This window comes from Gimesia benthica (genome assembly GCF_009720525.1).
In the GTDB taxonomy this organism is placed as follows: Bacteria; Planctomycetota; Planctomycetia; order Planctomycetales; family Planctomycetaceae; genus Gimesia; species Gimesia benthica.
In genome coordinates, this window is sequence record NZ_CP043930.1 from 125,757 (window position 1) to 150,130 (window position 24,374).

The 24,374-nt window shown below is 51.7% G+C and carries 18 protein-coding genes; 6 read left to right on the forward strand and 12 right to left on the reverse strand.

All coding sequences use genetic code 11. The features are described from left to right. Positions 1-43 precede the first annotated feature (43 nt). The 5 genes from F1728_RS00610 to F1728_RS00630 all read right to left on the reverse strand — a co-directional run bounded on the left by F1728_RS00610 (position 44) and on the right by F1728_RS00630 (position 8,683). The gene (locus tag F1728_RS00610; protein WP_155362453.1) at positions 44-4,222 is read right to left on the reverse strand and encodes a DUF1549 domain-containing protein; all 4,179 of its coding nucleotides are present in this window, start codon (positions 4,220-4,222) and stop codon (positions 44-46) included. Continuing rightward, positions 4,120-5,208 (reverse strand): WD40 domain-containing protein, encoded by a 1,089-nt coding sequence (locus tag F1728_RS00615; protein WP_155362454.1) that lies wholly within the window; start codon positions 5,206-5,208, stop codon positions 4,120-4,122. The genes F1728_RS00610 and F1728_RS00615 overlap by 103 nt, the downstream gene beginning before the upstream one ends. A 449-nt stretch (positions 5,209-5,657) precedes the next feature. Next, positions 5,658-7,454, reverse strand: a complete 1,797-nt coding sequence (locus tag F1728_RS00620; protein WP_155362455.1) for a vWA domain-containing protein — start codon at positions 7,452-7,454, stop codon at positions 5,658-5,660. A gap of 70 nt (positions 7,455-7,524) precedes the next feature. Continuing rightward, positions 7,525-8,100 (reverse strand): TadE/TadG family type IV pilus assembly protein, encoded by a 576-nt coding sequence (locus tag F1728_RS00625; protein ID WP_155362456.1) that lies wholly within the window; start codon positions 8,098-8,100, stop codon positions 7,525-7,527. A 55-nt stretch (positions 8,101-8,155) separates the two neighbouring features. Then, positions 8,156-8,683: a TadE/TadG family type IV pilus assembly protein gene (locus tag F1728_RS00630; protein WP_194242622.1), complete on the reverse strand. Its 528-nt coding sequence runs from the start codon at positions 8,681-8,683 to the stop codon at positions 8,156-8,158. Positions 8,684-9,147: 464 nt separating this feature from the next. Here F1728_RS00630 and F1728_RS00635 point away from each other — a divergent pair, with 464 nt between their 5' ends. Beyond that, positions 9,148-9,390, forward strand: a complete 243-nt coding sequence (locus F1728_RS00635; protein ID WP_228030439.1) for a hypothetical protein — start codon at positions 9,148-9,150, stop codon at positions 9,388-9,390. Here the strand turns inward: F1728_RS00635 and folK are convergent. Beyond that, the gene (folK, locus tag F1728_RS00640) at positions 9,387-9,899 is read right to left on the reverse strand and encodes a 2-amino-4-hydroxy-6-hydroxymethyldihydropteridine diphosphokinase (protein WP_155362458.1); all 513 of its coding nucleotides are present in this window, start codon (positions 9,897-9,899) and stop codon (positions 9,387-9,389) included. The genes F1728_RS00635 and folK overlap by 4 nt on opposite strands. Next, complete coding sequence (folB, locus tag F1728_RS00645) at positions 9,896-10,264, reverse strand: dihydroneopterin aldolase (protein ID WP_155362459.1); 369 nt, start codon at positions 10,262-10,264, stop codon at positions 9,896-9,898. The genes folK and folB overlap by 4 nt, the downstream gene beginning before the upstream one ends. Before the next feature lie 177 nt (positions 10,265-10,441). Between folB and F1728_RS00650 the strand changes: the two genes are divergently transcribed. Continuing rightward, entirely contained in the window at positions 10,442-11,779 is a 1,338-nt protein-coding gene (locus tag F1728_RS00650; protein ID WP_155362460.1) for a polysaccharide pyruvyl transferase family protein, read from the forward strand. Between the two features lie 30 nt (positions 11,780-11,809). Here the strand turns inward: F1728_RS00650 and F1728_RS00655 are convergent, their stop codons facing one another. After that, positions 11,810-12,553, reverse strand: a complete 744-nt coding sequence (locus tag F1728_RS00655; RefSeq protein WP_155362461.1) for an SDR family oxidoreductase — start codon at positions 12,551-12,553, stop codon at positions 11,810-11,812. 90 nt (positions 12,554-12,643) lie between these two features. Continuing rightward, on the reverse strand, positions 12,644-13,573 hold the full coding sequence (locus F1728_RS00660; protein ID WP_155362462.1) for a chemotaxis protein CheX: 930 nt from the start codon (positions 13,571-13,573) through the stop codon (positions 12,644-12,646). A gap of 361 nt (positions 13,574-13,934) precedes the next feature. Between F1728_RS00660 and F1728_RS00665 the strand changes: the two genes are divergently transcribed. The 4 genes from F1728_RS00665 to F1728_RS00680 all read left to right on the forward strand — a co-directional run bounded on the left by F1728_RS00665 (position 13,935) and on the right by F1728_RS00680 (position 18,849). Next, on the forward strand, positions 13,935-14,834 hold the full coding sequence (locus F1728_RS00665; protein WP_155362463.1) for an alpha/beta hydrolase family protein: 900 nt from the start codon (positions 13,935-13,937) through the stop codon (positions 14,832-14,834). Between the two features lie 818 nt (positions 14,835-15,652). Continuing rightward, positions 15,653-16,630: a DUF1559 domain-containing protein gene (locus tag F1728_RS00670; RefSeq protein ID WP_155362464.1), complete on the forward strand. Its 978-nt coding sequence runs from the start codon at positions 15,653-15,655 to the stop codon at positions 16,628-16,630. Positions 16,631-17,119: 489 nt separating this feature from the next. Next, on the forward strand, positions 17,120-17,539 hold the full coding sequence (locus F1728_RS00675) for an S-adenosylmethionine decarboxylase family protein (protein ID WP_187781962.1): 420 nt from the start codon (positions 17,120-17,122) through the stop codon (positions 17,537-17,539). A gap of 221 nt (positions 17,540-17,760) precedes the next feature. Continuing rightward, a complete protein-coding gene (locus tag F1728_RS00680) occupies positions 17,761-18,849 on the forward strand; it encodes a deoxyhypusine synthase family protein (RefSeq protein WP_145184811.1) in 1,089 nt (362 codons plus the stop codon). Between the two features lie 60 nt (positions 18,850-18,909). Here F1728_RS00680 and F1728_RS00685 read toward each other — a convergent pair whose 3' ends face one another. From F1728_RS00685 to F1728_RS00695, 3 genes are all read right to left on the reverse strand, one after another. Further along, positions 18,910-20,169, reverse strand: a complete 1,260-nt coding sequence (locus F1728_RS00685; protein WP_155362465.1) for a M14-type cytosolic carboxypeptidase — start codon at positions 20,167-20,169, stop codon at positions 18,910-18,912. Positions 20,170-20,194: 25 nt separating this feature from the next. Beyond that, the gene (locus F1728_RS00690; RefSeq protein ID WP_228030440.1) at positions 20,195-21,649 is read right to left on the reverse strand and encodes a DUF1501 domain-containing protein; all 1,455 of its coding nucleotides are present in this window, start codon (positions 21,647-21,649) and stop codon (positions 20,195-20,197) included. A gap of 61 nt (positions 21,650-21,710) precedes the next feature. Next, positions 21,711-24,359 carry a PSD1 and planctomycete cytochrome C domain-containing protein gene (locus F1728_RS00695; protein ID WP_155362466.1) on the reverse strand — a complete coding sequence of 883 codons (2,649 nt, stop codon included), beginning with the start codon at positions 24,357-24,359 and terminating at the stop codon, positions 21,711-21,713. Positions 24,360-24,374 lie beyond the last annotated feature (15 nt).

Consider the following 24,374-nt stretch of genomic DNA (forward strand, 5'->3'; position numbering starts at 1 on the left):
TGTATCCATCCGCATGTATTCGATACTGCTGTCCTGATAAATCTTAATGATTAAACAGGAAGGCAGGGCTGTTGATTAACGCCCATGTAAGGTCCTGGGCAGCAACCAGTCGATTCTGTTTGACCTGTTCTGCACTCAACTGCACATCATCACGCAGACGTGTCAATTTGCGATCGACGGGACGCACATTCTGCATCGCTGTCAGATGCTGCTGTAATTCGACAAGTTTGGGATCGGTTGGCCGCGGCTGTTTACTGTCCGCAACTGCTTTGATCATCGACTGCAGTTTGCTGTCTGATTTACTGTAATAGTCAAGCAGTTTCTTTTTCTCTGCAGCGTTACGCTTATCAGCCTGTTTCGCCAGAATGTTACGGATATCCTGGGGATGCTGATCGAGCGTAGTTGGTCCTTTCCCATTGGTGACAGAGAGCCGGAAACGACCGATAGAATGCGTATTACTGCTAAAGTGCTGTTTCATGACAAAGGTCAAAATGACTCCCTGGTCATCGGCAGGTAACGGAGACTGAATGTCGAAACTGGCTTTATGAGACTTCCCGATCTGTGGTGAGACAGCCCAGCCCTCGCCTGATGGCTTGACCTGACCATCAATGGCGGTCGCAACCAGATACGTATTCTGGCTGAAATCTGCCTGGGAGTTAAACAGTTTCAGCTTCTGTTTCTGATCTGGTTTCGATTTTGGAGCCGCATAAACCTCGAACTCATTGAGAACGAAGTTTCCGTCTCCTGAACGTCCCGGTCCCTTTTGGGGTAGAGAATCATCGGTGAGTACTTCCAGGCGAACTGCAGAGAGCGCTTTCAGATTTGTCTGAGCAACAATCTGATAGTCGCCTTTTCCATTTTTACCTTTGGCCAGGATCGACTGATCCTGCTGTACTTCCAGGGTCGATTCGTTGGTCGCCGATAATGAGTCTGGCTTGATGACGACCCAATTGGAACCTTTGGTTTCTTCTTTCTCCCAGGCAGCGATCCGAGATTGCAAGGATTTCTGATACTCTGTCAACTCATTTTGTAACCGTGCTGTCCTAGCCTGTTGCTCTTTGTTCAACCAGGCTTCGCGGGGGGCGATGGCCTGTTGGAACGAAACAATTTTCTCTTGTGCGTCTTTGATATTCTGAACCCGTTGATTTTCCTGCTGAACGATCTCAGAGGGCAGGCTCTTTTCATATTCCGCCAGACGCTGCTTCAGTGACTGGTGTTCATTCTGAATCTGCTGTTGAATCAATTTAACACCAGCCTGCTTTTCCTCAGTAGTCGCCGGACGATTTAATACCCGCAGAAAGATTGAATCGACCAAGGAAGAGTCATTATTTTCCTGCTGAACCAGCTTACTCAAGGCATTATTGGGGTCACTGATCGCATTACCGACTGTGGGACCACTGATCAGAGCCATCACCGGTCCCAGTTCAACACTCGAAGATCGTTCGCATTCACAGGGACTTTCACGCTGAGCACGACCGAACTTGGCCAGGAAGTCGCTTTTCAGTTTGAAGCCCACATCGGGAAGTTCTGCTGCCCGAGTCCCCGCAGGAACACCAGGAATATTGGATTCAGACCCGGTCACTCGACAGAGAGCATCGTAAAGTACCTCTGCTGGCAAGCGACGTGCTTTGGCATGCGAATAATTAATCTTATCATCTTCGTTCCATTCGTTGGATTCGATAGACAGCTGATAGGTCCGCGACTGACAGATCACGCGCATCAGATGCCGTACGTCAAAATCGTGAGACAGGAAATCCTCGGTCAGTTTATCCAGCAGTTCTGGATTGGAAGGTGGATTACCAGCTCGAATGTCGTCAATCGGCTCAATCAACCCGGTTCCCGTCAGGTAACCCCAGACCCGGTTGGCATAAGCCTTGGCGAAGTACTGGTTGTCCCGAGAGGTGATCCAGCGGGCCAGTTTTTCACGCCGTGAAAGATCCGCTTTCGGATCGGCTTTGAACTCAGCAGGGTAGGGGAATTTCGGCGGTGTTTTCAAGCCGGTTCGTTCATGAATCATTTCCCCTTCGTTCTTGTCGTACACGACCTCGAACAGGGGCTTACCACTTTCAACGGCGGTACCACCAATATTTCGTCCCTTACTTTCTGGAGCTGCTTTCAGACCAAATTGAGCGAAGAATGCCGAGGTTTCATAGTACTGATCCTGAGTCCAACGTTCGAAGGGATGGTCATGACATTTATTGCAATTGAAGCGAATTGCCAGGAACAAGTGTGTCGTATTTTCCATCGTGTCTTCAGGTGTGCGATGGATTTTAAAGTACGATGCAGCAGGATTCGCTTTATTGGAACCACTGGCTGAAAGAATTTCGTAAGCGAACTTATCGTAAGGCATATTCTCGGAGACTGATTTTTCAATCCAGTCACGGAAATTCTTTGCCCCTTCAACGCCCAGATATTTCCGGTTGACCTGCAATAGATCAGCCCACTTGTTAGTCCAGTGTTCTACAAATTCCGGGGAACCGAGCAGACGATCAATCAGTTCATTGCGTTTGAGGCGTGAATCGCGTTTGTCTGCCAGGAACGTTTTCACATCTTCAATCGTAGGAGGCAGACCAGTCAGATCGATGTAAACCCGCCGGATAAATTCTGCATCGGTACACAATTGAGAGGGCAGGGTTTTTGTCTTTTTCAGTTTCTGATCGACGAGTTGATCAATGTAGTTAAAAACCGGTTGCTGCTTCCAGGCAAATTCAGAGCGATCGCCCATGACAGTAACGGTCGTGGCTGCATACTTCCCTTCGTAGCGGGCCAGCAGTGGCGCTTCGCCTCGACGCAGGACTTCAGCAATTCCGCCATGATGCATTTTGGCAACTTCGATATTACTGCTGTCAATGAAGGCATCACTGGTGACATCCCGTTCTTCTCCATTGGAATAGGTGGCCAGGACACGGAACTGCTGCAGCAGACCGGCGCGTGGTACAACCGGATTCTCAGGCACGACCCTGATCCGTTCTACCCGGGCCGCTTCCCGGTCCAGAGGTGTTCCCTTATTGATCCAGGAAGAGACGATCTGGTAGTGTGCGTCCCCGGGCAAGGCCAGCTGTCCCCCCTTGTGAGGCACTTCAGCAATCGCTTTCAACAGAATCAAACTTTGCTCTGGCGCGGCCAGATTGACACGACGTGATTTCAAGTCGTCCGTGAAGGCACGCAGGTCAAAGAGATCATCAGTTCCACGGAGAGAAAGTTTGAATCCGTCTTTCCCTTTGTTAGCACCGTGACAGAGCCCGGAATTACATCCCATTTTCGTAAACGCAGGTGCCACATCCCGCCAGTAATCCGGACTGTAATCTGCGGAGAAGGGGGGCACTTGAATTTTCGAAGTAACCTGCTGGCCCTGCAGACTGAAATTCACTTCAACAGTTCCAGGCTGCAAAGCACGCACCAGTCCGGTTTCGGAAATGTGCAGAATGGGTTTCCCTTTCTGACTGACACTTACCAATCGAGTCAAATCTGCTTTGGCCCCGGATTTCAGATGACCGGTTACGAGAAACTGGACTGTATCATACTTCTGAGCGATTGTGGCCTGAGCAGGCTGTACTTCCAGTTTTACAATTGGGTCGGCCCCCGAGAATGTCTCCTTCGGCAGTTTCGCCTGATTGAGGTCGATCACAACGAGTTCGTTCTGTTGAGACTCTTGATTTTCAGTCTTGCCAGATCCGGGTTTCGCAGCGATTTGAGGCTGCGTCTGCTTTAATGGGACCGGAACAAATGACTTTTTCAGTTTTCCAGTAGCGGAATCATATAACCGTATCCGGCCATCCTGTCCAGCGGCTGCAATCACGGCCCCCTGAGGATGATAGCAGACAGTATAAAGTCCTGATTCAGGCACCTGGGCTTCACTGACCAGTTTCACATTCTGAGTGCGGCTCTCTTCAATCTGCTTCTTTTCGGCAGCACTGCGCGAAGCGACTCGTTTGTTTAAGATTGCAACCAGATTGTCAGGAAATTTCTCGGCAATATCGAAGGAAAAGACTTTCAATTCCCCGGTATGATTGAGACTGCTGACTGCGACGAGTTGTTTGCCGTTAGGATGAATGTCGACACCAAAGATCCGGCCTTTGAGGGCAGGGAAGGTCCGCACCAGATTCGCATCATCGCCAATCACGCGATTGGACTGACGGAAGACCTGATACAACTTGGGAACCCCGTCTGCACCACCGACCAGAACCGTATCCTGTGTAGGATGGCGATCGATGGCTGCCAATCCCCCGTGAGTGCTTTGGGAGTAATCGATGTTATGTTATCGATGAACCGCTGTGTTTTGACTTCGGTCAGTTTGGTAGTGCGGTCCCGGCTGACAGAAATCACATGACTTCCATCTTTAGAAAATACGGTATCCAACACCCAGTCGTAGTGTGCTCCCTGGTAGAGAATTTCTTTACCGGTAGCGACCTCAACTGCACGAAGAGTGTTATCGCTGCAACCAAAGGCCAGCAGCTTTCCATCGGGAGACCAGCTGGCGCCATAGATTGTGTCGTAGGTGAGGGGAATCGACTTGACGAGTGACTGCTGCGCCACATCCCAGATCTGGATTTCGCCCCGTTCTGCAGGGGTTCCCCCCGTGACAGCCAGGAATTTCCCATCAGGAGAGAAGGTGACCGATTCGATCCGCTGTGATTTACCAATCAGACGACCGACAATCTGGTCTCCTTCCGCTTTATGCAAAAGGACCTCATGAAAGCCGGCGACAGCCAGGAGTTTCCCATCGGGAGAATAGTCCAGGGAAGTAATGACAGGCGGTGCTGAATAAGTCGGTGGATTTTCTTTATTAAAGCGATACTCCACTTTTGCCGGCGAGTCATTCACGGCTCCCTGCTGGATCCAGGTACGGATCAGGGTGATCTGCTCCTGAGCCAGCGGCGTTTTCGCCTTGGGCATTTCGGCTTCGTTACCCTCAGGTGTAATCAATTTTACCAGGTAACTTTCATCCGGCTTGCCCGGAACGATGGCAGCCGATTCACTTTCGCCTCCTTTTAACAGGTCGACGAATTCAGTGACAACATAATCACCCTCCGGATTTCGTGGATGGTGACAGCCGGCACAGTGAGCCTGCAAAATCGGTCGGACCTGCTGGTAAAAGCTGACCTTTTGATCCGCATGAGAAGGAGTTGCATCGATGAGCGTCGTAAAGAAAACCGAGCAGAGCGCAAAGCCGGAAAAAGAATAAGCGCGGAACTTGTCGAAGGACATGAACCAGAACCCCCTTTTATCAAACCTAAGTTAAAATAACTCTGGTGGTGAAAAGAGGTAAATCTCTTCTCATTGCCCCTGAATGGTTTTGAAAGGGCTCTCAGAAATAGAGCGTGTTATCAAACAGGGTGAGAGTAGTGGAAGGATAAGTTAAGCCGACAGAAAACTACCGGAAACTTAAATCTCGCATGCAATGATATACATATTCTATTATGAATAGATCCTAATTCTTCGTCGATAAGAATTTCTGCTTTTTCAATAAATTTTTGGAGATTTCCACTCTTTCTGTCAGTCATTAAATCGAAGCTAAATCCAGTGACTGATTACTTTTTTATATTGCGGCTTCACAGCCCATCAAAACGAGAAAAGAGGTGGCCGACTTTCGACCACCTCTTTCTCACTCAGGTAGAAATCAACCCAAGCAGGTATGATTCGACAATCGTTGAGACTTAGAAATCACTTTCCGGATCTGCCAGTAATTTCGCTGGCGGAACATTGGCTGCAATCTTACCAAAGGCGATTAACAGCTGTGATCGCATCTCTTCGATCGTCGCACCACCGGGAGCATCGATACTGATCCCGTTGCAGGCCTTGGCAATGGCCCGCATCAGGTCTCGGTCTGCACCTGCCCCAACGGTCATGGTATGCACGGTATACCCCAGGTTGGCCGCTTCCACAGCCTGCCAGAGAGCATATTGCTTATGACGATCGCCGGTCTGATAATCAGCCTGTCCATCGCCATCGAAATCTGTCACGTCATCCCAGTTCCAGTTCCCCGGGAGGGACCAGTCCGAAGGGGAACGGTTAGCGTTACCATCGGTCATTACCAGAATCGTAGGACGTGCACCAGCTCGACCGTGAGAACTCAGCAATTCTCTGGCATCACGGATCCCGTAACCCATCCCGGTGTAGGGAGCATAGTGAGAAGCCTGCTTGTGTCGCTGAATTGTATTAATATCAGTGTAGCTGTTGGTGATGAGTTCATCTCCCAAATTCACCGATTCCGGAACACCGTCATCGTTGAGAACTGATTCGACTCGAGAGGAATCATCATAGGTCACCAGCCCGATGTGGTCACCAAACTCCAGCCCCCCCAGGAACTGGCTAAACAGTGTCACCCCGTTTTTCATCGCGTGGAATGGATAAATCGGAGCCCGCCAGAGATCCTCTGACTGATTATTCTTCTTACGACGTTCGATCAGGTAACCCACCAGTGTGCGGTAACCATACTTTTTCCGGTAACCGTAGTTACTGACCGCACCGTCTGTTCGAACCCACCGGATATAACCCTTCCACAGGTTTTTGTTCGAATAACCTGTGGGCTGGCCATTCAGACTTCCGTAGTAATTTTTACCTTCCTGTGGGAAGGGGTATTTCAAATTGCCATTAGCGTCCATCTCATCGAGGCCCAGTGCCCAGAAGATGTAATCATCGTCACTGGAACTAATATACTGTCCCTCGGCGGAGTTAATCTTTCCGTAACCTTCAGGTGGGAATTTGAGTTTCGCTGAATTTGAATAGGTCGCACCGGAATCCACCAGTGTATTCCAGATTTCATCCAGGTTTGCTTCCACAGCAGACTTCCCCAGACGATACGAGGACATGGCATCAAATTCACTGTCGTAGCTCATCGAACCGGAGTAGTCGAGCACGAGCACAATATCACGTGCCTCGATGAAGGCGATCGCAGATGTGGTAATAGAAGCCGTCTTTTCTCCCATGATTCCAGCGAAGAACAGTTGCAGCTGGGAGTCTGGCTTACCTTCTTCTGAATTATCACGACGGGCAATAACTTTCACCACGTTATATGGTTTGGCAGTTTCCCCCCAGATCATGTGAAAAGTTCCAGAGGCGTCCTGGTACCGTTTGCCGAATTTGACATCGGTCTCCGGATCCACATACACGCCATTCAGGCCGGCGACTTTCTCGGCCATCGCTTTCGCTGCTTCGACCGCAATTGAATTAGCATCCTGCACGTTGCTCGACACATCACCGCCCTCTGTGATACCGTCTGCCGTTGTCTGAACGGCATCTGTAATCTGTTGCGCCGCAGCCAGGGCGGCTGCCTCGACTGCATTGCGCATTTTCGTTTTGGTCATTGTGATCACTGCGATATCAATCCCGAACGCCATGAAGCCCATGGTCGCAACGAGGAACGGAACCGCCATCACCATGAACGCACCACGACGACTTTGATCGCCGGGTAGATTCACGTTCGCTTTTCTGGCTCGTTGAAACAGTTTCATTTTACCCCCTCTAACTCCCCGATATTAAAAGTTGTTATCTCTGAATGCTGCTGATCACTATTAGTTTTTGTTACTCGCTAACAATCTTTGTTGTGCCGTTATTTAAAATCAGATCCCACACCGCATCACCCGTCATGGGTTTGGCCATAGAACCTTCCAGATTCATAATATCGGTCAGTTTGGAATTCATTGCTCCCTCCGGAATCTCAATTCCAATCCGGAACAGACGATTGCGATTGTCTGGATCACTCAAATCAAAAGTATCTCCAGAACTGGGAGGATTAGGCATGGGATCCAGAGCATTACCATCTGCGTCATCAGCGTGGGTGATCGTGATCGTCAGATTGCTCTCATCATTTTCGATACCGGAAGCACGCAGAAAGTTACGCACATCCAGAATAATTTTATCGTTCAGCGAAGTACCCGAGGGTAAATCGAGATCAGCATCCATAGATGCCAGACGTCCTGCCTGGGACAGGGCGGCTTCCATAACAGTCGTGGTGTGTACAGCGCGCCGGACGGCTACCATTCCCAGCACCAGAGCCAGGAACACAGGTGCGATAACGGCAAATTCGACCGCAGCAACACCTCTACGGTCGGAATCCAGTCGGTTTGATTTGGTTTTTCTGATATAGTTGGTTCTCATGAAGTCTCTTCCCCCTGCAGTGACGTACCACAGGCTGACATGTTTTCCCGGATGATCACTCGTGTCGCCTGACACTGTGTCCGGAAAGGACCAGGTTTCTCTCTTTATCAGCTGCCTCAGCTGCTTTTACCGGGTCCACGAAAAATGAATTGAGCAATCGCACATCTTTGTATGGCACTTCCACACGAACGATAAACAGCTGTGCTTTCTCCGCATTCGCCAGTTCAAGATCAGGTAACTCGGAAAAATTGATCTGTTCTACATCCGCGCCTGGAGTGTCGAACTGGCTTGCATTCTTGACCATAATTGTGGCCAGATTTGAGTCAAAAACGGTGTCAAGCAGATCTCGAACACGTGTTTCGACCTGGGCCGTGGTGACATCTTCGCAGCGCCCCAGCTTGGCCCCTTCCTGCGTTGCTTCCTGAATGATATTCGAAATCATGTAGGCATAACCAAACTCAAAGATTGCGTAGACGAACACCAGAAACACTGGCGCCACGAATGCCAGTTCCACCAGTGTGGTTCCGGAACGCACCTGCTTCGATTTTTGATTGAATGCCCAACGGCTGTGCCGCTTCAACATCGCTTGCCTCGTTAACAGTGAAATTATATGTTTCCCCCATGTCAGAATTTCGGATTCTGACAGACTGGACAAAGTCGGGAGGATGGACCTCATTAGGGGAGAGATTGGTCCACTACAAACATAGGTCACGGTTGACAGGGATGCAGATATTTTTCCGAATTTCTCCCTATTACCTGCGTGATCAGTAGCGTTGTAGAATGGCAACACTCGCATCAGAAATGACCTTTGTGTTTTCGGATTCTGTTGCTTAAAGAACACGTTATTCAGCTGGAATTCCCGTTTTTTGTTAAATTCTCGATTCAACGAGACGGTTCTGGATCGACTTCAATTGAAATTCATGCTGCTTTAGCGATACACTGTTGCCAGTCGTGCCGACAGGTTTCCTGCAAAAAAATATCTCAAAAATGTTTTGGTAGAAATAAATTATGGGTAAAAAGGCGTCGTCAGCTATCAAAGCAGGCTCAATGATTCAGGTTAAAGAGGGAGTCTGTCTGCCTGAGTTTCCAGAAATCAGTTGCGCAGGCTGGACGGGAATGGTCGTCGAAGTTCGTGGTAAGAAAGTTTCCGAACGAACCTACATTCTGGAATGGGACGAAGCTACGGAGAAGAAAATTCCAGAGGCTTACAAGACGCAGTGCGAAGCACAGCAGTTGTTGTATACGATGGCCTGCCTCCCCGGTGATGACCTGACCCTGGCTGACGCTTAGAGCTGTATCTCATCCCGGAGCAGCAGCTGATTTTGAGGGAGTTGCTGTAAGTCAACTGCGATTTCGGACAACGTACTTTTGAGTCCCGGGACTTCATATTCCGGGGCGATCTCCGCCAGAGGCACTACCAGAAAGACTCGCGATCCGATCTCGGGGTCCGGGATGATCCGATGTGCGATCCGCAGGGAATCTCTATTAAAGAGAACCAGATCAATATCAATGGTGCGTTGACCATTTTTATTCAGAGGATCGCGTACTCGATTCAACCTGCTTTCAATTTCAGGAACAACCCTTTCGCAGATTGTTTCAGCATCATGGTCTGTCTCCAGCAGAACTGCAGCGTTGAGAAAATCTGGCTGGTGTGGGTCCCCCACCGGGGCACTCTGCCAGACCGACGATTTTCCTGTAACGCTTCCATAATCAGCCAGCAGCTGGACTGCCCGAGGCAGATTCTTTTCCGGATCAATATTACTGCCCAGTGCCAGAAAAGCCCGATTGAGCCGGCTCACTGCTGATAATCCTCGCGTCTGCGTACCACACTGACTCCCACAGAGCGGGCAAAACGCAGAGCTCCCGGTTTTTCAATCCGGACCTCTGCGCATGCAACGCGTTCATCTTTCAGACAGATTCGCGCCACCTCATGTGCCATCGCCTCAACCAGCTGGAACTGGGAATGCTCTACAAGATCAATGATCTCCTTGGTAATCGTCCGATAATTGACCGCATCCTCAATCTGATCCGAATGACCGGCTGCTTTCAGATCGACGCCCATCGTGATGTTAATCAGAACATCCTGTTTTTTTTCGCGTTCTTCCTCATTAATACCGATGATGGTTCGGAGTAACAGATCGGCTATATGAATCTGGTCGGGCATAATTTTTAGCGATGTTAAAAATGGGGCAGACTTCAATTAAATCTCAGCTACAATGCATTTACAGCTTACTATAGTCACGCAGAACGGGATTGGACAGGTAGGAATCAGTTCCTTCCCGCGGGAATCCCTGATTCTTACTACCGAATCGACACACCTTCAACAGATTACAGAGAACTGATGCAACCGACTCCAGACAATTTCACAAGACGCAACTGGCTCAAACAGACTCTGACACATTCCCTGGCCATCGCAGGAGCCTCTCAACTGGGATTTTCCCTGCCTTCAGCCCGGGCTGAAGATAAAAAACCGGCAGAAAATGCGCCGACACTGCTGCTCCGGTCCGGATGGCAGACTGTTAATATCGGCGATATCGGACATTCTCCCGGCATTCTGAAACTGCTCGAAGTTTATGCGCCCGATTTTCGGATCATCCTCTGGCCCAACAGTGTTGACCGGGGTGTCGAACCAATGCTGCAAAAGCGATTTCCTCATCTGAAGATCGTCAAAGGTCGCCTCAGCCGTGACGGGAAACTGGATTCTCCTGAATTGGGAGAGGCTTTTGAACAGGCCGATTTCTTCCTGCATGGCTCGGGACCGAGTGTGGTTTCCCGCAGGGAACTGGCCCACTGGGACAAAGTCACAGGCAAGCCCTACGGAATTTATGGTGTGACGGTCTCCGAAGTCACCCCCGAACTCCATCGACTGCTCTCAGGGGCTGACTTCATTTATACCAGAGAGACCAGCTCGCTAAATAACCTGAAAGAGGCCAAGGTGACATCGCCCGAGCAGGATTTTGCCCCGGATGCCACATTTGCCATCGACCTCACCGACGATCCCAAAGCTAAAGCATTCCAGCAACAGCACCAGTTGGAGCCGGGACAGTACCTCTGTGCGGTTCCCCGACTGCGGTACACCCCGTATCACAAAATCCACAAAGGGTCCCGCTGGTCCAAAGAGAAAATCGCAAAGGTTGAATCAGTAAATAAAGAGTATCAGGAAATTGATCATGTAAAACTACGCGCTGCAATTATCAAGTGGGTCCGCACCAGCGGTCAGAAAGCGGTCGTCTGTCCAGAAATGACTTACCAGACAGAAATCATTCAGCCACTGGTGATCGATCCACTGCCTGAAGATGTAAAAGCAAAAGTGGTCGCCCACGATCAATACTGGCTTCCTGACGAAGCAGGCTCACTCTATCGGGATGCGTCAGCGGTCGTCAGCATGGAATGCCACTCGCCCATCATCGCCTGTGCACACGGGACGCCAGGACTTTACGTCCGACAACCCACAGATACCATCAAAGGGCAGATGTGGTACGATATCGGATTAGCGGACTGGACGTTTGAAATTGACGAAGTCAACCAACAAGAGATTGCAGACCGTGCGATTGCCGTCTACGAGAACTACGATCAATCTCTGGAGAAACTCAAAACGGTCATGGAGTCCATCAGCGCCCGTCAAAAGCGAACGATGCAGGTCGTCAGGCAGGCGGTCCTCAAAGCGCACACTTCCTGACTACGGAGCGGCGAACAGCTGACAGTTCGATCAGGCTCCACCTGTCAGCTGTTCGCCGCCGGCCACGGAGATGACTTCACCGGTTACAAATTCGGAGTTCAGCAGATAGAGCACCGTCCGACAGATCTCCTCTGGATTTCCCACCCGCTTCAGCGGAATTCCACCTGAGCGTTGCTCCAGATAGGAACGATCTTCGCCCGGAGGAGGGAGTATCGCTCCCGGGGCGATCGCATTGACCTGAATTCCGGGAGCCAGTTCCAGGGCCAGACACTCCGTTAAGGTCACAAGTCCCGCCTTGGAAATCCGGTAGGGCAGGTGACCAATCCCGGCCCGATTGGCTCGCCAGTCGACGATATTAATGATGTGTCCTGACCGATCAGCGGGCAGGAGTTCCGCAAATTTCTGACTCAGAAAGAAGGGGGCTTTCAGATTAATATCCAACTGGGAGTCCCAGTCAGCCTCAGTCGCTTCCTTCAGTTGCTTATTCTCAAAGACTGAGGCACTGTTAACAAGCACATCTGCCCGCCCCAGTTCTGTCATCACCTCTGAAAAAACCGTTTCTGCTGCCGAGACAGGATTAGAGAGATCAGCGGAAACCTGCATCGCCATCCGTCCCCTCTGTTCGATTTCAGCACAGGTATCTCGCGCGGCTTGATCTGACGAGTTATAATGAATACAGATATCAGCGCCTGCATCAGCCAATGCCAGTGCGATTGCCCGCCCGATGCGGACGGCTGAGCCGGTGATGACGGCGACTTTTCCTTCCAAGTTCATGTTGTTCCGCTCACTGTCGCTTAAGGTCAGACAATAAAAAAACCCGGCGATCAAACCGGGGAATAAAAGAAGTTCCGCATTGGGAGATCTTTACTTTGTAGTCGTCACAACCTCTTTGACAACCGGCGTTCTTCCCAGAGCGCGCTCTATTTTGCCAATCAGAATCTGCTTTGTGAAGTCCGTCTTCAGAATATAATCGGCTGCACCATGGTTAAATGCCTGAATAATGGCAGTCGTAGAACGATTGGAGGTAATCACCAGAATCTCAACGTTTTCCATGAGTGGAGACTCTTTGATCTGGCGAACAGCCTCCGCCTGGTGTCCATGGTCTGCATCAATTTCAAGGAGAATCAGATCCGGTTCATTCAAAGCGGAATCCATAAATGCTTCCTCTACTGTCGAAGCCGTCTGAACCTGGTAACGCTCATGTAACAGACCTTTAAACAGGGCACAGCTCAGTTCATCAGGATCAACAACCAGCAGCCGTTTCTTTTCCGCTTCCGGACCTTCCTGATCCAGAATTTCTCCCAGCTGTCCCACGAAGCCAAAATAGACGGCAATCTCGCCGATTCCGGTTTGAAATATTCCGCACTTGGAACCGGCTTCCGGGGGATAAAGAGTATCGATCTGCTCCGTTTCGATCAGAGTCGGATGTCCCAGTTGGAAGCCCATATGATCGACTGCTTTCTTAGCCTGACCAGCGATCATATTCGACAATTCGCAGGCAAAGTCGGTGAGAACATGTTCATCCTCAGCCAGGGTTTCATCGATTAATAACGCGACAGCGCGAGAAACCAGATCCCGTGGGACGTTGACGACAACGATGCCTTTTCCTGGACCATTCACCTCAATCGCTGAGCTCAACAGGTGGCGGGGGGCATCGCTGACATCGATAATTGTTTCCAACTCAGCTGTGGTACCGACAAAATACTTAAAGACATCAATAACCGAATTAATGACTGGATCAGAAAACCGCTTGGTCAAGGTCTCTGTTGTATGTGTGGCAGGAATGAAAGACATAGCAGGAACCCGTCTTTTTATGAACTATCGCTAGATATAATGAAAGGCATTCAAAAAGTGTGGAGAACTCTGTCCGCTCCAGACCATCACCCGACGACCGGGTCTAGTTTATAATTTCCATTTCAATGTGGATTGACTAAACTATATGTCAGAAAAATCTTCGGGTAGCGACAGTTTGTACTCAGCGCCTCCAACAGTGCCCCACCACGGCACAAAGTCATTAAAACCGATACGACCCATATCCATGTTGATGAAAAATTGCTGAATCACAGGCAACCTTGTGTAACGCTAACATCCCGATTTTGCTTGAGATAACCAATCTAAATTCCTACATACCTGAGCAGAGAGCGAGCGCCAGCTAATGAATCCCTCCATTTCAATTTTTCGCACTTTTTTCGCATTGTTGTTCGTGGCCTGTTTTCTGCCTGTTGGATTTGCAGGAGAAGCCTCCTCAAAAACGCCTCAACACTGGTCAGGCAAACAGGATACGTGGCATGGGTTCAAGCGGGTTCATTTTCCTACCGAAGGGCGAAAATCTTACGTCGTCATTCCGGAGAAGGCCGCCCCCGGCAACCCCTGGGTCTGGCGCGCACGATTCCCTGACTTCCATTATGAAATGGATGTGGAACTCCTGAAACAGGGCTTCCATATCGCATACCTGGATGTGTCTGATCTATTTGGTTCCCCCCAGGCCATTGAATACGGAAATAAATTTTACAAGCGTCTGACACAGCAGCACGGACTGCAGTCCAAAGTCGCTTTAGAAGGAGTGAGCCGCGGGGGACTCTTCATTTACAACTGGGCCCTGGCAAATCCGGATAAAGTGAGCTGTATCTATGCTGACACACCGGTCTGCGATTTCAAAAGCTGGCCCGGTGGAAAAGGGAAGAGCGAGGGCTCGCAGGCCCGCTGGAACGCCTGCCTCAAGGCCTATGGCCTGACAGAACAGGAAGCACTGGACTGGCCCAATAACCCGGTAGACCGCATCACAACGATCGCTGAAGCAGAGATCCCGGTGCTGCACATCATTTCAGAAAATGATCAGGTTGTTCCTCCCAATGAAAACACACTGCTCATGTTCAGCCGGGTACCTGAAAAATATCGTAAAAATAACTTTCAGATCATCTCCGTCAAAGAGGGGACTGAAAAATCAAAGGGGCACCACTTCACGCATCCCGAGCCGGATCGGGTCGTTAAATTCATTTGTCAGCACACGCTCCAATCTGGTAACATGGTCAACTCTTCCTCCACCAACGAGTAAAGAACTCGAGCATTTGGAGCTGGAGGCCGGAAAAATCTGCGGATCAGTAAAAAAATGGTGGTTATTCACTTTTTTTACCCCCAGTAGTTCTGAACAATGGTAATAGCAGGGACGCTTACCATCGAACAGAAACCTCAAGTTCTGATTCAAAGAGTACTTACCGTGACCTCCCACCGCAGCACCTGCCATACTGAATTATTTGCCTCTTTCTCTCTGAGAAGAGTGCTGCGCGGTGTTTGTGTTAGCTTGTTCTGCCTGGGATACCTGATCACGAATACCGCCGTGGTTCCCAGCCTGTCTGTAAGATCTGGCTGTCGGTGTGCCGAGGACCAGAAATCGAACTCCCGCTGCTGCTGTGTTAACAAAAGCCTTAAGGTTTCCGAGATGGAACAGGGCACCTGTTGTACAAGCCCCATGGCTTCCAACCGAAGCTGCTGTTCTGCCGGTGCAGACAAAGAGTCCCCCGGCGAGAAGTCGAAGTCCGCTGTGTGCCAGGTTTCTCGTCTTTGTGGCTGTGGCGATTCTCAACTCAAAGGCTGGTACGTTTCTGATCCCCGCCAGTTATGCCAGTCTCCTCGAATCATTTCTGACAATACTCGGCTCGACTCTCTGCTTGTGGCTGATGACACGATCACTTCGCTGTCTCAGCAACCGGAAATTCCCCCACCCAGGGCGTAGACCCCGCCTTACTAAGCAAGTTTGACAGCAGGCACTCAGCGATTGGAAATGTCCGATCTGCTGCGCTGGCAACTCTTTCCCACCCGACATCCGGTTTACGATTGCGCGACCTGCAACGTAACATAAAAGGTAAACCTACCATGAATTTTTCACAGAATCCTCGCCATCATAGACGTGGCTTCACCCTCATTGAACTGCTGGTGGTCATCGCCATCATCGCGATCCTGATCGCCTTACTCCTGCCTGCTGTCCAGCAGGCGCGGGAAGCGGCCCGCCGCTCCACCTGCAAAAACAGCCTCAAGCAGATCGGCCTGGCGCTTTACAATTACCACGATACGCACGGCACGTATCCTCCGGGCTACATCGCACGAGGTGTCGTCAACAGTGATCCCAGTTCTTCTGAAACCGGTTCCGGTTTTGCCTGGGGCGTCATGTTGCTCCCGTTCCTGGACCAGGCTCCGCTGTATAACCAGCTCAACCTGAATCTAAATGCTACCGTTTCTCCCAATATCGATCTGGCTGACCAGGTTGTACCCATCTTTCGCTGTCCCAGTGACACCAACCAGGGCGTCTTCTCGGTCACCGATGGTTCTAACACCTATCAACTGTCTTCTGCGAACTATGTGGGTGTTTTCGGGTATGGCAGCCTGACGATGACCCCGGGGAATCCCATGCAGAAAGGGATTCTCTACCGCAACAGTAATGTAAAGGTCCGCGATGTCATCGACGGGACTTCGAATACGATTGTCGCCGGGGAACGCTCTCATCAGCATCAGTTCGTGGGTGCGGCGTCAATCATCGAGGCTGATTCTACATGGTACGCCGCCATCCCCAACGCGACCCGCCCGGCAGGGATGATGAGCATGCCATCCATGACCGAAGGCCCGGCATCCCTGATTCTGGGGCATGTCGGTCAACCGGCCATGATGAGCATGATGGCCATGCACCATCCCCCCAACACCACGAACCACATCGCCAATTTCTCCAGTAAGCATGAAGGGGGAGCCCACTTCCTGCTGGGCGACGGGGCGGTCCGCTTCCTCAGTGAGAACATGAGCTACGAGACCTTCCAGCGACTCGGAATGATCGCCGACGGCAACCCCATCGGCGAGTTTTAAGCTTCGGTTTCTCAAACCAAAAGTGTCTATACCAGGGCTGATGTTCCATGCGAGCTTCAGCCCTGTTTCTTAAACTGGCCTGCAATCATCACTTAAAGCTACCCGGGCCTTCGGTTTTCTTGCCCGGCAATCTCCCGACCGACGGGGAGCTAAAATGGTGTAGAACTTGCGCATCTCCGGTTACCCTGTGCAGGCTGTTTCCTGGGGCGACTGACGCATTTTTAGACAGGCTGGAACCCCCAGCCCCGCCAAGGTTTGGGCCCAGGATTCTGCCCGTCTCCAGACGTGGGAAATACTTGTTTCAATTTTTGTAAATTCCACGCAAAATGATCGATTTATTTCTTGTATTTTCTCCCCCTTTGACATAATAATCTCGAACTTTTAAAAAAGCGTACCGATATAGGCATTACGATTCGAAATCGTCTCGAACAGTTTCATTAAAAATCGGATGCCTGTTTTTTTCTGGCACCTCAGTGGAGGGTTTATGAGTTGCATAAAGGAAGACATCTTCTCATTGATTGTCGTAATGTCTCGCGGGACATTTGTCTAAACGACCAACTGATTCTGGAAGCCATGGCACGTGGAGCTACCCGTGCTGGTGCTACTGTGATCTCACAGGTACGATATCACTTTGGTCATAATTCAGCACCGGGCTTCACCGCGATGTGCCTTCTTGATGAAAGCCACTGCTCAGCCCACTGTTACGCCGACCTGGGCTTAATCGCTCTCGACGTCTTCACCTGCGGCAATACTGATCCGAATGACGTTCTTCGTTACATTCGGGAAGAAGTCGATCTGGGTGACGTCAGCATTCTCGAAATGCCCCGGTTCCCCATCCCAAATGGGCAACCTGCGCTTCAGGAACCAGCCGGTTCCCACTGCGAAGCGGATCAGGTTGTCGCTCTGTAAATTCCCACCTGAAAATTCCTGACGGGAACCACTCCTGTATCTATTGATTACAGCTGATAAACCGTTCCCACTCTGGAAATCTGAAAGGCGTTGAATTACGGTATAAACATCGCATCATGCCAGGTGCGCTTTGAAGTCTGTATTCAGACAAGGAGCGTACCTGACTGAGCGTTGTTTTCTTTTTTTGCGCCCCGCATCAACTCACGAAGGAAGAGTGAATCATGAGTGGAGATCGAGAGTTCCACGACGGTCGAGGAGACGGCTTAAAACCACTGAAAAGCCTGGACCTGTCGAGTGTCAATTCGTTTGGCGAACTGCTGCAGGCCATGTCTGCAACCGCGTTCTCAGGCAGACGCCTGGGAGATGCCTACGACATTCTGCTGGATATGGCACAAGACTCTGAATGCAAAGTCGTCCTCACTCTTTCCGGTGCCATGACCGTCGCCAAACAAGGCAGCATCATCTGTGACATGATCGACCGTGGCCTCGTCCATGCCGTCGTCGCCACTGGTGCCCTGATTGCCCACGGTCTCACCGAATCGATCGGCCTGGTCCACTACCAGTACAATCCCACGGATTCCGACGAAACACTCTACAAAAAAGGCTACAACCGGATTTACGACACCCTCGAAATGGAGTCGAATCTGAACAACGTCGAAAAGCTGGTCCGCTCGGTCCTGCGGGAATCCCAGCCCGAAGATGGCGTCTGGTCTTCGGCCCGTCTCTGCCGGGCACTCGGTCAGCGACTCTCCGAAATCAACGATGGACGCGGCATCCTCCGCAGTGCTTATGAGCAAAATGTGCCCGTCTTCATCCCCGCTTTCACTGACAGTGAAATCGGTCTCGACGTCTCCACCTGGGCCATGTCCGAACTGATTGCCAAATCGGGCAAGCCCCTGGAAGAGCTCGAACAGGAAGAAATTCTCACCGCGCTCCCCAGCTTCAACCCGTTTCTCGACCTGCAGGAATATGCCCGCCTGATGCGGGATGCCGTTACCTTCGGCATCTTCACCATCGGTGGGGGAGTTCCCCGCAACTGGGCGCAACAGGTTGCTCCCTATTATGAAATTGCCAACTACCGCCTGGGCACAGAGTGGAAAGAGCCCCGCTTCCGCTATGGCATTCGTATCTGCCCCGAACCGGTTCACTGGGGAGGTCTCTCTGGATGCACTTATTCTGAAGGGGTCAGCTGGGGCAAGTTCCTTTCACCCCAGGATGGCGGTCGGTTCGCTGAAGTCTATTCTGATGCCACCGTCGTACTCCCACTGCTGATGAAAGCCGTGTTCGAAAAACTGGACTCCGCTTCATAAACTGTGGATTGAGGCTTCCACAGACTGGACGTCACTGGGAACGAAATAACCTGCTCTGGCTCAATCCAGAGCAGGGGACTGGCGGGGATCCTGTTTCAGATACCGGGCGATCCCCCGACCCAGTTGTTGTCCCACAGTCATGTAACCCTGCGGATGACTGTGGGGCGTATTCCAGCAGGTCTCGAGCGTAATCCCCACGACATGTTCGCGGGTGGCACTTCGTACCCAGTTACTGGAGATCTCTTTCCAGCGTTTGTCATACTTTGGTCCCGTCGAAGGCGTACTTCGATCCAGTTTCAGAGGCTCTTGCATCTCCTCGCGGCAAATAGCGATAAAGTTATCCTGCAGTGCTTTTCTTCGCTGAGTATTCAATTCGGGAGGCGCAATATAAAAAAACGGCTGCTTCGAACTGGCACCAGGATTATGCAGATCGACAAACATCACCAGTCGGTTCTGCTTGTCGAACTGTTTCAGAGCCTTCATGGCTGCCTGGACTGCGTTCCAGCGCGGCATCTCAGACCAGTCACGGTTATGATCGTGCGGAATCTGATTCTTGCCGCCATTACCGGTCGCTACATTGTCGATATCCATGATTGGAACATAGTAGATATCAACCTTTTCCCGCAAAGCCACCGCCAGAGGATCATCGCTCACCGCCCATTCAATGAAGCCACGCCCAACCCAGCTGCCCCCTGATTCCCAGGCATGCTGACGGGCCTGGATCCAGATCACCATGCGATCGTCAGAATGTTTCCCATCCGGACTCAGCACCAGCGCAGGCACACTGCGGCCAGCGCGGGTTTTGCATAATTCAAATGCCGTCACGTCTTCATGCTTCCGGCTCAGGCGATCAACCAGTGTCTGGGCATCCGAGGGCACAAATGGAGGGCCCCAGGCAAACCAGGCTTGTTCGGCATCCACCTGCTGTGTCCAGCGACAGTGATCTTCCTCCCTGGTTCCGGAACCAGTCTGTTTCCAGGTCTTCCTGTCGAGACTAAACGCAGCCCGTTCGGGCAGAGCCCAGTTGGCAGACAGCTTCGAGCCGTTTGCCTGTTTGAGATTACTCGCATCGACCGAAACCGTCAGCGTTTCTCCCGGTTTGATGCCGGAGACTTTGAAATACCACCAGCAGGGCCAGCCAAACTGTGGATCTCCGGCAGGACACACCGTAATCGAACGCGTTTGCTGATCGACTTTCAGAACCTCAGCCGAGCCTCCCGGGAAGTCAGCTGAAACGACCAGCTCACCAGCTTCTACAGGAACAGCCAGTAATAACAGTGACAGAATCAGACCACTTAGACTATAACCTGCTGTTTGCATCGACGCTCCCTGTTTCGCAAGGGGATCACTTGAGGATGCCAGAAGCCACCTTTCCCTGACCGGGTTCAACCAGTGAGACTGACTGGGCGTTATGTTCGAAATTCAGGCCTTCGTGATTCAGACCAAACTGATGCAGCAGAGTCGCATGGAAGTCATGCTGGGTCACCACATCTTGAACCGCCCGATGACCGAAGTCATCTGTCGCTCCATGAATGTGCCCCTCTTTGATGCCGCCACCGGCCATCCAGATACTGAAGCCTTCCGTGTTATGGTCACGCCCCGGTTTCTTGCCTTTACCGCGATCCTGAATCACAGGCAGACGTCCCATTTCACCGCCCCACTGGACCATCGTGGAATCCAGCAGTCCCCGATTCTTCAAATCGGTTACCAGGGCTGCACACGGTTTATCACAGGTTTTACAACGCGATTCCAGTGCAGCGAAGATATTCTCGTGCATGTCCCAGGCGTAATTCCAGATCTGTACGAAACGGACGCCACGTTCCACGAACCGGCGGGCCAGCATACAGGCATCCGCGAATTCTTTGGTCACCGGATCATCGGCTCCGTACATCTGATGGGTGGCTTCAGTCTCTTTAGTCAGATCAAGCGCTTCGGTCGCTGCAGTCTGCATCCGGGCCGCCAGCTCATAGCTGGCAATGCGGGCTGCCAGATCGTCTTCGCCGGGATGACGCTGTTGATGGATCTGGTTCAGCTCTTTAAGCAGGTCCAGCTGATTCGACTGGGGCTTGCCACGCAGTTCCCGGATCGGATTCAGATTCGCAATTCGCGGCTCTGACTTGCTGACAACCGTCCCCTGGTAAATCGAAGGCAAATGGCGGCTGTCCCAGTATGGTGATCCGACCGGGTTACGGGGAATCGTAATGGCCACGAACGCCGGTAGATTCTGTGTCTCGGCTCCCAGACCATAAGTGATCCAGCTCCCCAGGGAAGGCCAGCCTTCACGTCCCCGCCCGGTGGTCATGGCCCGCATGCCGGCCACGTGATTCCGAATATTGGGCAGCTGCATAGAGCGAATCAGCGTGATATCGTCAACAATCTCTCCCAGGTGGGGCAGCAGGGCGGTGTTGATCTCCATCCCCGATTCGCCACACTTCTCGAATGTGTTGGGAGAGGGCATGATGATCGAAGTCGCCTGACCGGCGTTATCGTATTTGATCCCGTCGCCGGGAAACCGCTTGCCCGCATACTTGTCGAGTGTTGGCTTACGGTCGAACAGATCCAGGTGACTCGGTCCACCACCGCAGAAAATTGAGATCATCGATTTGGCGCGGGCTGGATGGCTGGTCTGCTTCGGCAGCAGATCGTACGTTTTCTCTTCCAGAGCCGGTTTTTCCGGAGCCGCCAGCAGCTGTTCGTCGTTTAACAGCGAGGCCAGTGCCAGTGAGGAGACGCCAAAGGCACTCTGGGCCAGAAAGTGACGGCGAGAGCTGGCGGAGTTTTGATTGATAAATTGAGACACGAGAGACTCCCTCTGGAGATCGATATTTATATTCTATCAGGAGACGGGCATCATTTCCCGCTTATTCCACATACAGAAACTGGTTGGTTCCAAACAGCACATGACAGACTGCAGCCAGTGCTTCCTCCCGAGGCTGTTTGGCTTTCTTTGTCTGATATTCTTTCAACTGCAGCGCGAAGTTTTTCTCCAGCGCCTGCAGTTCAGCCGGGGAAGGCTCACTACTTAAAGCTAACTTCCAGGCCGTCTTGATCAGCTTTGTATCGTCGGCGTCTTTCCCTGCCGTGGTGAGTACCCGCTTAGCAAAGGCCTCAGATTGAATCCGCATGAATTCACTATTGAGCAGCGCCAGTGACTGTGTTGCCACTGTCGAAAAGACCCGTCGCTCGCAGTTGGGCTCCATGCTGGGGGCATCAAAGGCATTCAGCATTGTCACCGGCTGGGTCCGCCGGACCTGCACGTAAATGGAACGTTTCAGTTCCCGGCGATCTTTTGACACTTTACCAGCACCGACCGTAATAATACCGCTGTCCGCCAATGCAACCGGTACTGGCTCACCAAACTGCTCCCGGTTCAATTCGCCGCTGACCGCCAGAATGGCATCGCGGATCGATTCCGCTTCCAGGCGTTGCATTGTCATTCGCCAGTAGAGACGGTTATCGGAGTCAATCGCGGCTGCTTTTTCGGAGTGCGTCGCAGAGGTCTGCTTGTAAGTCCGTGAGGTCATGATCAGGCGATGGATGCGTTTGAGTTGCCAGCCCTGTTCCATAAAGTCAGCCGCCAGCCAGTCCAGCAGTTCGGGATGCGTGGGGACGGAAGACCGGGAACCAAAGTCACCCGTGGAATCGACAATCGCCTGTCCGAAATGATGCATCCAGAACCGGTTCATCAGCACGCGTGCCACGAGAGGATGCTTCCCACTGGTCAGGTACCGGGCATACGCCAGTCGGCGTCCCGTGGTCGGCAGCTGGGGATCATTCAACTCAAATGTGTTGTCTGCTTTAGAAGAAATCACAGTCAGACCACCGGGAGCGATCAAATCTTTTTCTGGTGAAGAGATATCCCCCCGATAAAATACAAACGTCTGGGGCAGGTGCTGTGTGTCTTCGGTCGCGACGCGAATGTATTCCGGCTTGGGAATCTGCGCCCGCAGCTTGTCTGCTTCTGCCTTGATATCCTCATACTGTTTCTTCAGATCGTTTCCGTCTTTGAAGCGTGCCAGGAACAGGTGCAGGCGTCCCGGCACCAGCAGGTCGAGCATCGGGTATTTCTGTTTCAGAAAATCCGCCTGCTCTTTTGAACGTTCTTTAACCGCGGTTTCATAAGCGGTGCGAGCCTGTTCGCGGTCTGCCTCGGGGACTTCCTTCAGAACCCGCTCGGCAATCAGCTGGGTCACTTCCGCTTTGACCTTGTTGTGCTCGGCATCCAGTTCCTTGACCTGGGCTGACAGCTTTGCAGCTTTGGCTTTATCTTCTGGTGACATCAGGGCCGCCCGTCGACTGGCAGGCATCCGCCATTTTTGATCGTCATACACGGGAGCAATCACCGCTCGCAGACGATAAAAGTCTTCCTGCGGAATCGGGTCAAAGCGGTGATGATGGCACTCCGCACAACCCACGGTCATGCCCAGCAGTGAAGAAGACATGATCTTCACCGTCTCTGTAATGACCTGGTTGCGTGCGATTGCAGGATCCATGGGACTCGAGCCGGTCCCATCGGGAGCCAGCCGCAGGTAACCGGTCGCGGTCAACTTCTCACAGACCGCGGGATCCTGGTCTACCAGCTTTTGCGCCGTCGCATGCGTGGCTTTGACCATTTCATCGCCGGCGAGCTGCTCGGTGATAAATTGATCCCAGGGCTTGTCTGCATTCAGAGAACGGATCACATAATCCCGGTAATGCCAGGCATCTGGACGGATAATGTCTTTGTCGTTGTAGCCTTCTGAGTCGGCATAGCCGGCAACATCCAGCCAGTGCCGCGCCCAGCGTTCCCCGTAATGGGGAGATTCCAGCAGCCGATCGATCATCTTTTCATAGGCGTCAGGCGACTTGTCAGCCAGGTACGTATCGACGTCTTCCGGAGCAGGGGGGAGACCGGTCAGGTCAAAGGCGGCCCGTCTGATCAGCGTCAGTCGATCTGCTTCTTCAGAAAACCAGAGACCGTTCTGTTTCAGCTTTCGTGCGATGAAGGCATCGACCGGATTGAGCGGTTGTTTTCCATTCTCTTTTTTTAACTGAGGCAGTTCAGGCAGAGCAGCTTTCTGAATGGGACGAAACGCCCAGTGGGAGCGTTCATCGCTTGTGATCAGGAAGTCGCCCGGCTTGATGTCCCCTTCGGGTTCCGGCCCCTCTGTCTTTGCCCCCTGATCGATCCATTTCGCAATCAGCGCGACTTCTTCCGGTTTGAGTCGCAGCTTCTCATCGGGGGGCATGTCTCCCGATTCGACATACTGAAACAGCAGGCTCTCTGCATGTTTACCGGGAACGACTGCTTCTCCGGAATCGCCGCCCTTCATAATCAGGCGGCGTAACCGCACATCCAGCGCACCGGAAAGTTCTTTCTCCTCGCCATGACAGTGAAAGCAGTACGCCTTGAAAATGGGTCGAATGTCTTTTTCAAAAGTCACTCGCGAATCAGCAGCGGAGCTCGATCCACTCCCGAGGAGACAGGCAGAAACAGCCGTCAGCAGGAAAGCGATGGCGCGGATATACAAGGCAGGGTTCCTTTT